The organism is Rhizobium sp. WSM4643 (assembly GCF_025152745.1).
GTDB lineage: Bacteria > Pseudomonadota > Alphaproteobacteria > Rhizobiales > Rhizobiaceae > Rhizobium > Rhizobium leguminosarum_I.
In genome coordinates this window covers 1,650,771-1,663,642 of sequence record NZ_CP104040.1, presented here as the reverse complement: position 1 = coordinate 1,663,642, position 12,872 = coordinate 1,650,771, and the positions used below count along the sequence as shown (strand labels likewise).

The following is a 12,872-nucleotide window of genomic DNA, read 5'->3' as shown; positions in this document are numbered from 1 at the left end:
CGGTTTTCCGTCCGGAATTGCGTAAAACAAAAGCAGCCGACCGCTACGCGCGGGGCTGGCGGATCAGGTCTCGATCCGCCCCTGCCCGACCAGCCAACCCACGGATTCCTGCACCGCCTGCAGGGAGGTGTATCTCGGAGTGTAACCGAGCAGGCGTTTGGCTTTGGCGATCGAGCAATTCGGGCTGCGGGCAATATGTTCCCAGGTCGCCTTCGCATCCTCAGCCGTCTGACTTTCGGCCCAGGCGTCGAATGGGGCGAAGCTGAGCTTCGGCTCATGCCCGAACCAACGAGACATGGATTCGGCATAACCGCGAAGGGTCAATGCCTGCTCCGAAACCGCGTGGAAACTTTCGCCGGTCGACGCATTCCGGTTGGCGATCGCATCCATGAACATCGCCGCCACGTCATCGGCATGGACGTGATGAACGGTCTCCAAGCCGAAATGGGGCAGCGCCAGGGTCTCTCCGCGGGCAAGGGTTGAAAAGGCCTGCAGGTTGAAATTGCCGGCCGGATTGAGCGGCGCCCAACCGGGACCGACAATGTGCCCGGGATGGATGATGGTTGCCGGAAATCCGCGAAGCCTTGCCTGCTGCAGCAGATAGGTTTCGATTGCCGCCTTCTGCGTCCCATAGTCGCCGAAGGGAAATTTCGGCGTCTCCTCCAGCGTGGGTACGACCGTCGAATGGCCATGCGTCCAGATCGTGCCGGTATGCAGGAAGTGACCGACATGCCCCGACAGCGCCGTCACCAGATGCTCGGCACTTTCCAGCGTGAAGCAAATCATGTCGATGACGATGTCGGCTTCCAATGTACGCACGGCCGGGCCGAAATCACCCGTCCGCTCCATGGCTGCCCGATCCATCTGACGCTGATCGACGGCAGCCCAGGCGTGGTTTGCCGTATAAGGCTTTGCCGTGCCGCGGCTGATCGTGACGACGTCGTGACCGGCTTCCACCAGACGGGGGACGAGATAGGTCCCGACATGGCCCGTTGCCCCGATTACCAAAACCCGCATTATCGTTCCTCCCTTGGCATTTCCGTGTCGAATATGTTGCGTTCAGGTGATCCTGCAAGCAGACTTTTCGTGATCAAGAGGCTGGACCGGGGCTGCTATCGATTCTTGAAAACCAGACAGGTGCCGCCGTGTTTGCGAATCTGGTTGCAGAGGTCGTTGGCTTCCATGCGCGTCTGCCGGCCGATGCGAACAGCATAACGCGGCCGAAAACCGAAGCTGCGATCGCGCTGGCGCAGGATCAGCGGCTGCTCCGCATTCAGGGGCGCAGGCAGATCCTGCACGGCATCGAGAAACATGCGCCGGGCGACCGTGACATTTGCATTCGCCGCAAGCTGGACGCCCCAGGGCGCCCATTCACCCTCCTGCCGCCAGGGCGTATCCTTCAACGTCCGTCTCTCCGCAAGCGCCACGCAGCCATCGAGGAAGGACTTGTCCTTGTCGAGCGGGGCGGCCGCATCTTCAGGTGGGTTATCCTTCCATTCCTCGACCGTATGCGCGGTGATTGCCATCACATAGCTGCGCGTCTCGTAAGGTAATCTGCCTGACGCAAGGTAAGTGGCAAGGCCGTTTTCCCCGGCATTATAGGCGGCGGCGGCAAGGCCGAGATTGCCGAAACGATTGCGCAATTCTTCGAGATACTGCGCCGATTTCCGCAGGGCTTCCAACACCTGGTAGCTGTCTTCGAGACCGCGCAGTTTGGCCGTTCCGGGCATGAACTGCGCAATCCCCTGGGCTCCCTTGAAGCTGACTGCGTCGGGGCGAAAGGTGCTTTCTCGCCAGATGAGACGGGCGAAATAATCCGCCGGCAATTGGTTGGCGCTGGCGAAATGCTCGATCGCGACGCAAAGGTCGTAGTTGAAACTGTCTTTCCGGATGCAGAGCGTCTCACCCGATCCCGCCGCCGAAGGTCCCGAATACAAGCAGGCCGGCGACCCGGCGCTCCCTTCAGGCTGGGCCTTTATTGTGTCCACGGCGGGAAACAGAAGACAGAGCGAAAGCATGGCCTTCGTCGATCTCCTCGCAATGTCGGACTGACGCTTTCGACGTATCATCGGATCTCGGCGGGTTCGAACTTCCATCGCGACGCTGGATTTTAGATACCATTGATGAAGGCGCGACGCCTCCCCCATTTCCATACCTGCACCCGAATTGGTGCCGGGGACGGTCACAGGTTTCTAATTTCGCTACCGATTTTGGAACAAACATATTCGACCTGCCATGGTCGTAGCGTCATCCTGTTTGCCAGGAAATCCCGAGCGAACGAGGATAAGCAGATGATTGATCTCCACTACTGGCCGACGCCGAACGGCAAGAAGGTTTCGATCTTCCTGGAGGAAACGGGCACGCCCTACCGGCTGGTGCCGGTTAATATCGGCCGTGGCGACCAGTTCAAGCCTGATTATCTCAAACTCAACCCCAATCACCGCATGCCTGCCATCGTCGATCACGCGCCTGCCGACGGCGGCGGTCCGTTGAGCGTCTTCGAATCCGGCGCGATCCTCTTCTACCTCGCCGAGAAGACCGGAAAATTCTGGCCGCAGGATCTGCGTGGCAAATACGAGGTCACGCAATGGGTGATCTGGCAGATGGCGAACCAAGGGCCGAAACTCGGCGAGGCCGGTCATTTCCGTCGCCTTGGCGATCGCGAAGGCGATCAGTCCTATGCGGTGCGGCGTTTCACCGACGAAGCCAACCGCCTCTACGGCGTTCTCAACATGCGGCTTCGCGACCGGCGCTACCTTGCCGGTGACGAATTCACCATCGCCGACATCGCCAGCTATCCCTGGACCGTCAGCTGGCAGGCACAGGGTCAGGACATCGACGAGTTCAAGCATTTCAAGCGATGGTTCGAGGAAGTCGGCGCAAGGCCCGGCGTCCAGCGCGGCCTTGCGGTCGGCGCCGATCTCGGCACCGACAACAGCAAGCTCTCCGAAGAGGAACAGGCGCGCATCCGCAAGATCCTCTACAACCAGCGCGCCCTTCCCGTTCCGGATTGAGCACCGGCCCAGATGCCTTGGCGGTCGCAAAAGCTCTTGCACCTGCATCGCGACCAAGGATAACCATATGGTGACAACCGAGCCGGCAGTCAGTCCGAGGCCGGTTCCGGTTTCGCGGCGTTGCAAATCACCTGCCCGAGGGCCAGGCGGCTTGGGCAGTAGCTGGCGTTGCGACTTGGGGTGTGACAAGCAATGGCAAGACCTGTAATCGGCATCATCGGGAACGCCCGCATCGTCGAAAGCCGCTTCTCGACCCAGCTTGTCGGAGAAAACAATTTGCGAGCCGTGGCCGATGTCGCCGAAGCGTTGCCGCTGATGTTTGCCGGCAATCCTAAACTGGCCGATATCGCGGATCTGCTGGCTGTCGTCGACGGCATTCTGCTGACGGGTGCCAGAGCCAATGTCCATCCCAGCCGATTCAACATGGTGCCGGATCCCAAGCATGAGCCATATGATGAGGATCGTGACGGGCTGGCGCTGCCATTGATCGAAGCCTGTGTTGCGCAAGGCGTTCCTGTTTTCGGCATATGCCGCGGTTTTCAGGAAATGAATGTCGCCGCCGGCGGCTCGCTGCATCCCGAAATCCGGGAATTGCCCGGACGCATGAACCACCGAATGCCGCGCCTGGAAACAGGTGAGATCCATCCCGACCCAGCCATCGTTTTCGGCGATCGACACGACGTTCAGCTCGTTGCGGATGGGATGTTTGCGCGTATCCTCGGCCGGGAGACGATCCGGGTGAATTCCCTGCATGGACAGGGCATCCTCGAACTCGGCGAGAGGGTCGTTGCCGAAGGCATTGCCGAGGACGGGACGATCGAGGCGATACGGTTCAAGGACGCGCCGGGATTTGCTCTGGGTGTGCAATGGCATGCCGAATACGATCCGCAAACCAACCCTGTTAATCGTGCGCTGTTTCAAGCATTCGGCGATGCGGTGAGAGCCCATCAAGCCATCGCCTAGTCTGATCAGTAAAAAGCCGCCGCGAAGTGCTTTCGCGGCGGCTTGGGGATGGCTTGAAAGCAGTCGTCAGGCCGTCGGCTGCTTGGTCTTTCTGAGATAGGGCAGAACCGTATCGAAGGAACCGAAACGCGTGATCGCGTCTTCGTTGGAAACCGCGGCAGTGATGATGACGTCCTCGCCCTGGTTCCAGTTCGCCGGTGTCGCCACCTGGTGCTTGGCCGTCAGTTGGATGGAATCGATGGCGCGCAGGATCTCATTGAAATTGCGGCCCGTCGTCATCGGATAGGTCAGGATCAGCTTGATCTTCTTATCGGGACCGATGATGAAGACCGAACGCACCGTCGCGTTGTCGGCAGGCGTGCGGCCTTCCGAGCTCTCGCCGGCGCCGGCCGGCAGCATGTCGTAGAGCTTGGCGACCTTGAGGTCCTTGTCGCCGATCAAAGGATATTCGACGTCGAAGCCGGTGGCGGTCTTGATGTCGTTCTTCCACTTGGCATGGCTTTCCACAGGATCGACGGAGATGCCGATGATCTTGGCGCCGCGCTTGGAAAACTCCCCTGCAAGGCCGGCCATGGCGCCGAGTTCGGTCGTGCAAACTGGCGTGAAATTCTTTGGATGCGAGAACAATACGGCCCAGCCGTTGCCGATCCAATCATGGAAGCTGATCGGTCCCTGTGTGGTGTCGGCAGTGAAATCGGGGGCAATGTCGTTGATACGTAAACTCATGGTCGGCCCTCCAAAGCCTGATGTTGAATGTCATTAATGCAGATCGTCGTCATGGGAGCCGCCTACCGGACATTCAAAAGTCCGGGTCGTGACGGCTGAGAACAGAAAGCCTCCCATCCCAAGATTTTCGTCGCATTTCTTTAAGCCATATACCACGAGAACCGAAGGCATGCTCTTTCGATTTTGCCTCCTGCTCCGGCATTATTTTTCCGGAAGGCCGGCGCGGTGAAAAGACCGATTTTTTGCCATCGGTTCCCGTCAACCTGCTGAAGTAACCGCCTGCCCTTGGCTCAGGCTGCCTGAACGGATTTGATCTTGTCGATGCCGCCGACGATTGGCGCGAAGTCGGCCCATACGCCCTGCGCGCCCTTCTGCCATTCGTCGAAGGCCTCCGGCTGCAAGAGCTTTCCGCCATGGCCAAGGGCCGTCTCGACGGATTTGGATTCGTCGTCGACGATCAACTGGTTGAAATAGGCAGCCCCTTCGCTGGAAGCCTGCTGGAATACCGCCTTCTGCTCGTCGTTAAGGCCGGCCCAGAAGGTCGAGGCATAATAGATGACGCCTGACGCCCAGATGTGGCCGGTCTCGGTCATGTCTGGCACGACCTCGTAGAGCTTGAAGCCGGCATAGGCCGATTTGGTCAGATCCATCGCGTCGGCGACACCGGTTGCGAGCGCATTATAAGTCTCGGTGATCGGAATGCCGATCGGAGTCGTGCCGAATGCGCTCCAGAGCTTGGTGTGCAGCGGGCTCTGGATGACACGGATGCGCTTGCCCTTGAGCTGCTCTGGCCGCGTCACTGGTTCCTTGGTCAGGAGATGGCGGGCGCCGTAATTGATGAAATCGCCGACGACGAAATTCTGCGCCTGCAGTTTTTGCTTGAGATCGGCGCCGACATCGCCGGCGACGGTTTTGCGGACATGGTTGGCATCGCGGAAGAGAAAGGGCAGATCGAGGATCTGCAGCTCGGGCGCCCAGCCGGAGAGCGACGAGACCGTGGAAAGGCTGGCCTGGATGGAACCGAGACGCACGCCTTCGGCCACCTCCTTCTCGCCGCCGAGCGCACCGTTCCTGACAATATTGAACTTGAACTGGCCGGGAAGCTTCGCTTCGACCAATTCGCCGATCTTCACCCAGATTTTCGTTTCCGGCTTGTCGTCGCCGAGCAGCGAAGCGATCGTGATCGTCGTCGTGCGGGCGGCAGCCGTGCGGACGAAGACGGGGGCTGCAAGCGCCGTTCCGGCGAGAGCTGCGGTCTTCAGGAAATTGCGTCGGTTGAGATTGTCCATGGGGTTGTCCCGTTTACGAGAAGATGATGGCCCAGACGCAGAGGGTTGCGAGCGAGACCAGGAGAGCGAGCAGATAGGGAACCACCGCCCGAAAGAGCTCCGAGGCGGGAACGCGCGTGACGCCGCTGACGACGAAGATCAGCATGCCAAGCGGCGGCGTCAGTCCGTGGATCATCAGGTTGACGACGATGATCACCCCGAACTGAATGGGATCGATGCCGGCGGCAACCGCTGCCGGCAGCAGGATCGGACCGAAGAGCAGGATCGCGGCGCCGATGTCGAGAATCAGGCCAACGACCAGCAGGATGACGTTCGACAGCAGGATGACCGCTAGCGCGCTGCCGCCGAGCGCCGTCGTCAGATGCGAGATCAGCCCCGACACGTCGTCGACCGCCAGCAGGAAGGCAAAGGGGCCGGCTGTGCCGATGAGGAGACCGATCGCCGCCGCTTCAACGGCCGCCTGGCGAAAGGCGGCATAGAGCGAGAGAATGCCGAGCCGCGCACCGATGCCGAGCAGCAACGTGTAGAAAGCAGCAACAGCGGCGGCTTCGGTGGTGGTGACGATACCGATGCGGATGCCAACGACAACGATGACGCCGAGCCCGAAAGCCGGAATCGCCTGGACAGCCGATTGCCAGCGCTGTTTCGCATTTGCGCGCGGCAAAGGCACCCGCTCACGCACGGTCAGATGGATAGCGACCGCCAGGCATATGGCCATCAGGCCGCCGGCAAAGAAACCGCCGACGAGCAGCGAGCCGACCGAAAGATTGGTGGCCGTCGCAAGAATGAGAAAGGCGATCGACGGCGGGATGACATTGTCGAGAACCGATGTCGAGGCAATGATCGCCGCTGCCTGCGCCTTGGGATAGCCGTGCTTGACCAGCTCGGGCTGGAAGGTCGATGCGCCGAAAGCGGCATTTGCAACCGACGAGCCGGAGGCGCCGGAAAAGAGAACGCTGGTCAAAAGTGTCGTCTGCGCCAGTCCGGCCCGGCGATGGCCGACCATGGCGGCGGCGAAGCGCACGAGCTGGTTGGCGACTCCGGAGGCCGTCAGCAGGCCGCCGGCGAGCAGGAAGAAGGGAATGGCAAGCAGCAGGAATTTCGAGATGCCGGTGACGGTCGCGGAAACGATCGCCGGCTCCGGCAGGCTGCTGCCGAAGGCGATGACGACATAGGCTGCGGCAAGAAAGGCGTGCGGCAGCGGCGCAGCAAGCACGAGGCCGACCGCGGCGATCAGTCCGAGAAAAATGCTCGGCGGCCAGTCGAGATCGAGCGCGACATGCGGAATGCCGGCATAGAGCGCGACACCGACGGCAAGCGAGAGCAAAACTGCCAGGATCTTGCCTTCCGCGATGCGCTGCAGAAGCAGCACGACGAGGATCAGCGCGCCGCCGACGCCGAGGAAACCGAAGCGGATCCATTCCGGCACGCCGAGCGTCGGCGAGACGCCGCCAAGCATCGTCATGATCTCGCTGCCGCCGAAGCTCAGGATCAGCGCCGAAAGCACGGTGAACACATCGGCGCCGATCGGCGTGATCTTCTGCAGGCTCTCCGGCAGCATCTTGACGAAGACGTCGAGGCGCATGGCAAGCGCGCTGTTGAGGCTGAGCGGCGCGCCGAGCGCGATCAGACCCACATGCAGCCAGATACCGAGATCCTCGGCGCCGATGAAGCCGGCGCTGAAAAAATAACGCAGGCAGACGGTGACGAGCACCATGAAGAGCAGCACCGCGAGAACGAGTGCCGCGGCAATGCCGAGAACCGCTTCGATCACCCTCAAGGCGCTCGCGGCAAGTCCGTCATCCAGAGCAGTCCGTTCGATCGGATGAAATTCGCTGGTGGCCACAAAACGTACCTTCTGACTTCCCTGCTGACATCGAGCCGCGGCAGCTCCTTTTCGCCGAAACGATAGGTTTCCTCAAGCAGCGGATGCTGGAAAAGATGAAAGTATCGACAACGGCCGATCAGGCCGGCTTCTGGCGGCCATAGAGCAGGAGCATGCCGATGATGACGGCGCCGTAGATGAGCTGGCGGCCGGCCTCCTCGATCTGCATCACCGAGAGGATGGATTGCAGCAGCGTGATCAGGATGACGCCCGCAACCGTTCCGAGGTAGGAACCCTTGCCGCCGAGCACATGCGTGCCACCGAGAACGACGGCCGCGATCGACGGCAGCAGATAGGCGTCGCCCATGGACTGCGATGCCTTCGACGCATAACCCGCCAACAGAACGCCGCCGAGCGCGCTCAACCCTCCTGAGATGACGAAGGCCAGAAGTGTGATCCGGCGGGTGTCGATACCGGACATGTAGGCGGCGCGCTCGCGGTTTCCGATGGCGTAAAGGGATCGGCCGAAGGTCGTGCGCGTCAACATGAAGACCGCAGCCAAGCCGACGCAGAGCCAGACGAGAACGCCGTTCGGAAGTCCCGGAATGGTGTAGCCGGTGGCCAGGAACCGCATGGCCGGCGAGGCCGAATCTTGCGGGGAGAAGCCGCCGGTGTAGACGACCATCAGTCCTTGCGCGACGGCATTGGTCGCCAACGTGATGATCATCGAGGGAATGCGGAGATAGGCGACCGCCAGGCCGTTGACGAGACCGATCGCAGCGCCGCAGAAAATGCCGAAGGGGATCGCCAGAACCGAGCCGGTCGTGCCGTAAGCGGTCGCGGCGCAGGCCATCATCGCGCCTGACGTCACTACCCAAGGCACCGACAGGTCGATCTGGCCGAGCAGGATGACCGCCATCATGCCGGTGGCGATGACGCCGAGGAACGAGGCCACCTTCAGCTGCTGCAGCAGATAATCCGGCGACAGGAAATTCGGCGAATAGATCGATCCGGCGAGCAGAAGCAGGATGATGCATCCGAAGGCGGTCGCCACCGCCGGATCGACGCCGCGCAGGCGCGTGGGAATTCGAAGCTGCCGCATGGAGGATGCGTCCTCGCTCATTGAAACCACTCCAATCGATTGCGGACCCTGGAAAGACCGATGCAGCCGATGCCGATCGCCAGCATCAAAACCACACCCTGGAACAGCGGCTGCCAAAGCGGATCGAAATCGAAGACGAAGAGCAGATCGCCGATCGTACGAAAGGCCAAAGCTCCGAAGACAGCGCCGACGGCGCTTCCCCTGCCCCCCGCAAGGGAAACGCCGCCGAGCACCACCGCCGCGATCGAATAGAGCGTGTAGGCGTTGCCGCTCGCAAACGCCGCTTCGCCGGTGTAGGAGAAAAAGGTGAGATAGAGCCCGCCGATCGCCGAAAGTAGTCCGCCCAGCGCATAGGCTGTCAATTTCGCCCGCTTGACGGGCATTGCCGACATATAGGCGGCGTTCTCAGCCGACCCCACCGCATAGGCCGCCCTGCCGATCGCCGAGCGGCTGAACGGCACCCAGATGACGACAATCACGGCGAGAAGCATGACGAGGCTTGCCGGAACGACCCCTAGGAGTTTCGAGGTGAAGGCATCGGCCAGATCCTCGTTGACAGAACCGCCGGGTGTCGGTCGCAGCAGGAGCGCCAGCCCGTAGAAGATCGCGCTGGTCGCGATCGTCGCCACGATAGGCTGCAGCCGGCCGAAGATGATGATGAGCCCGTTCAGCATGCCGCAGCCGAGCCCGGCGAGCAGCACGACGACGACACCCGCTCCAGTTTGCAACGGCGTGCCAACGACCAGCCAGGATGCAAGGCAATTGCAGAGCACAAGAACCATGCCGGCTGAGAGATCGATGCCGGCGGTGATGACGACCAAGCACTGCGCCATGGCGACGAAGGCGAGCAGCGTCGCCTTGTTCGAAGCCGTCTGCACGACGTTGGGCGTGAAGCCCGCCGGGTGGTTCGAGACGTAGAGGGCGAACATGGCGACGAAGAGGAGTGCTGCAAACAGCGTTCCCTTCTGCTGCGCATACCAGAACCGCCGGTCGCCGGAAGCATGCTTGTTCATGGGGCAATCCTTTGCGCTACGTGGTCGCCGGCGATGTTGAGAGCTGCGCCGATCAGTTCGTGCTCGTTGATCTCGGCGCCTTCGAGCTCGCGGATGATGCGGCCGTCATACATGACGAGCACGCGGTCGCAGCAGCCGATCAGTTCATCGTAGTCGGTGGAATAGAAGATGATCGCCGCGCCCGCATCGGCAAGCTTGTGCAGCAGCAGATAGATTTCCTGCTTGGTGCCGACGTCGATGCCGCGCGTCGGATCGTTGAGCAGGATGATACGCGGCCGGTTCATCAACCATTTGGCGATAACCACCTTCTGCTGGTTACCGCCGGATAGTGCGGCAACGGGCATGTCGATCGTCACGGCCTTGATCGCCAACAGCTTGAACAGATCGTCGATCTCGCGTCGTTCGGCCGCCCGATCGATGACGCCGTTGCGCGAGACGCGGTCGAGGGCTGCAATCGATAGGTTCTCGCGCACCGTCATCGGCAGCATCAGCCCCTCGGTCTTCCGGTCCTCGGGGATCAGCGCCATGGATATGCCGCCGGACTTGGCATCACGGGGGCTTTTCAGCGTCACCGGCCTGCCGTCGATCGCGACTTCGCCCTTCACGTCGCGCAGCACGCCGAAGAGGGCCAGCAGCAATTCGCGCTGCCCCTGCCCGTCTAGCCCGCCGACGCCGATGATCTCGCCGGGCCTGATATCGAATGTGATGCCAGAAAGCCGGTCACCCCAGGAAAGGTCGAGGCAGGAAAGGACCGGTTTTTGCTCTCCGCGATGGGCCGGCTTCGGCGGAAAGACATTGCTGTATTCGCGGCCGATCATCAGTTCAACCACCTGCTGGTCGGTCTTCGTGCCGGCCGGATAGGATTCGATGCTGCGGCCGTTGCGGAAGACCGTGCACTCATCCGCCAGCTGGGCAATTTCGTGCATGCGGTGGGAGATGTAGATCAGCGCCATTCCCTCGGCGCGCAGGCGCTTCAACACGGCAAAGACCTTTTCGACATCCGATTGCGTCAGCGCCGAGGTCGCCTCGTCGAGGATCATCAGCCGTGGCTTGCGGGCAAGCGCCTTGGCAATCTCGACCATCTGCCGCCGGGACAGGGGTAGATCCTTGACCAAGGCGGACGGATGAATGTCGGAGGCACCGGCGCGCGCCAGCGCTTCCTCGGCGATCCGCCGTTGCCGGCGCCGGTCTATCATGCCGAATCTCAGCGGCGGATTGCTGATGACGATGTTGTCGGCGACGGAGAGGTCGGGGATCAGCGAAAGCTCCTGGAAGACGCAGACGATGCCCGCCGCATTGGCGGCGGCCGGCGAGGCGAAGGCGATCTCCTTGCCGTCGAGCAGCATGCGTCCTTCATCTGGCGCCACGACGCCCGCCATGATCTTGATCAGCGTCGATTTGCCGGCGCCGTTCTCGCCAAGGACGGCATGGATCGCTCCTGGCCGGATGGCGATATCGGCATCCTTAAGCGCGACAGCACCGCCATAGCGCTTCGATATGCCTTCCGTGCGGAAAAGCGGTTCGGACAAGGTCATGCGTCCAGCCTCCATTCGGTCTATCACCTTCGAGATTGCGGGTGCAAACACCCGCAATCAGATCCGGAGGACGGCTGCTATTGGTTCTCTTTGGACTGCCCCATGATTTCCTGAGCGCTGAAATTGATGCCGCAGGTCGGGAAGGAATTGCCGACGAAGAAGTTGTCGGACTGGGTGGGATAGTAATCCTCGCCTTCCTTGAAATCAGGATCCGAAACAATCGCGGTCGGCAGCTTGACTGCCTGCGGCACGACCTGACCCTCGAGTGCTGCGATCGCCGTCTTGATGGCGACGGCGACCTGGGCCGGGCCAGTGCCGGCGGACGAGCACTTCAGGCCGTCGGCGGCATGGGCAGCGCAGAATTTGCGGAAGCCATTTTCCGTCTCACCGCCGAAGGGCACGAAGGGATGTTTGGCATCGATCATCGCCTGCACGACGCCGGTATCGCCGCCCTGCGCAGTGATGCCATCGAACGGGCCGTTGGTGGCGATCGCGTCAGCCGTCGCCTTCTGGGCAACACCGTCATCCCATTTTCCGACGACCTCGGTTACCGTGAACTTCTTGCCCGAGGCGTCCAGGGTTTCGTGGATGCCGTTGTGGCGATCCGTATCGACCGACGTACCGGCGACGCCACGCACTTCCAGCACCTTGCCGCCGCTCGGCAGATGTTTCACCAGCCAGTCGGCCCAGAGGACGCCGAGACCCTTCTGGTCGACGTTGACGTTGATCGCGTCCTTGGTATCGAGGATGTTGTCGAAGGCGACGAGAATGACACCGGCCTCCTTGGCGCGCTTGATCACCGGCCCGAAAGCTGTCGGGTTCTGCGCATTGACGACGATGGCATCATAACCGGCATCGATGAAGTTGTTGATGGCGGAAATCTGCGCCGGCACATCCTCGCCTGTCGAGACGACCTTGAACTCCTTCAGCTTGGCTGCGACGTCGGGCTGGGCGGCGTAGGCCTTGGCTGTCTGCACCATCTGGATTCGCCAGGTATTGGCGATGTAACCGTTGGCGAGCGCGATGCGATAGGGGCCGTCCTTCTTTGGATATTGCAGGAACTGCGTGTCGGCGGCCCAAGGCACCATGCAGCCGGGCTCGGCGGCCGGGCCGGACACGACCTTCGGTTCCGCGCTGGCCGCGCCGCAGAGCAGGGCAAGCGCGGACACGGAAAACGCGGCAATGCGAGCCAATTTGGCTTCTTTCACCTTAAACATGAATGTTCTCCTCCTCAGGCGGACCGAGCCGCCTCTCCTATGCTTTGATTTGCACTTGGTCCCGGAAGGCTCCACCCGTCCCTTTCCGGTACAATTTTAGGTTAACATAGTTGACAGCGCTGTCAAATCGTATCTTCTAGCGCTGTCAACTACAGCAATGAGCAAATATTCTCTATTTTTAAAGAATA

General features: G+C 61.3%; 11 protein-coding genes. 2 read left to right on the top strand and 9 right to left on the bottom strand.

The genetic code is table 11. The features are described 5' to 3' along the window. Positions 1-63: 63 nt before the first annotated feature. Together N1937_RS08450 and N1937_RS08445 are read right to left on the bottom strand one after the other, a co-directional pair. On the bottom strand, positions 64-1,017 hold the full coding sequence (locus tag N1937_RS08450; RefSeq protein ID WP_260058262.1) for an NAD-dependent epimerase/dehydratase family protein: 954 nt from the start codon (positions 1,015-1,017) through the stop codon (positions 64-66). Between the two features lie 95 nt (positions 1,018-1,112). Further along, the gene (locus tag N1937_RS08445; RefSeq protein WP_222383793.1) at positions 1,113-2,096 is read right to left on the bottom strand and encodes a lytic transglycosylase domain-containing protein; all 984 of its coding nucleotides are present in this window, start codon (positions 2,094-2,096) and stop codon (positions 1,113-1,115) included. A 195-nt stretch (positions 2,097-2,291) separates the two neighbouring features. Between N1937_RS08445 and N1937_RS08440 the strand changes: the two genes are divergently transcribed. Then, positions 2,292-3,014, top strand: coding sequence for a glutathione binding-like protein (locus N1937_RS08440; RefSeq protein ID WP_260058259.1), 723 nt, complete (start codon positions 2,292-2,294; stop codon positions 3,012-3,014). A gap of 192 nt (positions 3,015-3,206) precedes the next feature. After that, entirely contained in the window at positions 3,207-3,977 is a 771-nt protein-coding gene (locus N1937_RS08435) for a gamma-glutamyl-gamma-aminobutyrate hydrolase family protein (protein ID WP_222252827.1), read from the top strand. A 66-nt stretch (positions 3,978-4,043) separates the two neighbouring features. Here the strand turns inward: N1937_RS08435 and N1937_RS08430 are convergent, their stop codons facing one another. From N1937_RS08430 to N1937_RS08400, 7 genes are all read right to left on the bottom strand, one after another. Beyond that, a complete protein-coding gene (locus tag N1937_RS08430) occupies positions 4,044-4,703 on the bottom strand; it encodes a peroxiredoxin (RefSeq protein ID WP_017964008.1) in 660 nt (219 codons plus the stop codon). A 290-nt stretch (positions 4,704-4,993) separates the two neighbouring features. Next, entirely contained in the window at positions 4,994-5,992 is a 999-nt protein-coding gene (locus N1937_RS08425) for a TRAP transporter substrate-binding protein (RefSeq protein ID WP_260058251.1), read from the bottom strand. A 13-nt stretch (positions 5,993-6,005) separates the two neighbouring features. Further along, a complete protein-coding gene (locus N1937_RS08420) occupies positions 6,006-7,838 on the bottom strand; it encodes a TRAP transporter large permease (RefSeq protein WP_260058250.1) in 1,833 nt (610 codons plus the stop codon). A gap of 118 nt (positions 7,839-7,956) precedes the next feature. Then, the gene (locus N1937_RS08415; RefSeq protein WP_064251195.1) at positions 7,957-8,940 is read right to left on the bottom strand and encodes an ABC transporter permease; all 984 of its coding nucleotides are present in this window, start codon (positions 8,938-8,940) and stop codon (positions 7,957-7,959) included. Further along, the gene (locus tag N1937_RS08410) at positions 8,937-9,932 is read right to left on the bottom strand and encodes an ABC transporter permease (protein ID WP_260058245.1); all 996 of its coding nucleotides are present in this window, start codon (positions 9,930-9,932) and stop codon (positions 8,937-8,939) included. Before N1937_RS08410 ends, N1937_RS08415 begins: the two co-directional genes overlap by 4 nt. Continuing rightward, positions 9,929-11,467 carry a sugar ABC transporter ATP-binding protein gene (locus tag N1937_RS08405; RefSeq protein WP_260058244.1) on the bottom strand — a complete coding sequence of 513 codons (1,539 nt, stop codon included), beginning with the start codon at positions 11,465-11,467 and terminating at the stop codon, positions 9,929-9,931. Before N1937_RS08405 ends, N1937_RS08410 begins: the two co-directional genes overlap by 4 nt. Positions 11,468-11,544: 77 nt before the next feature. After that, positions 11,545-12,684, bottom strand: coding sequence for a sugar ABC transporter substrate-binding protein (locus N1937_RS08400; RefSeq protein WP_162118437.1), 1,140 nt, complete (start codon positions 12,682-12,684; stop codon positions 11,545-11,547). Positions 12,685-12,872: the final 188 nt, after the last annotated feature.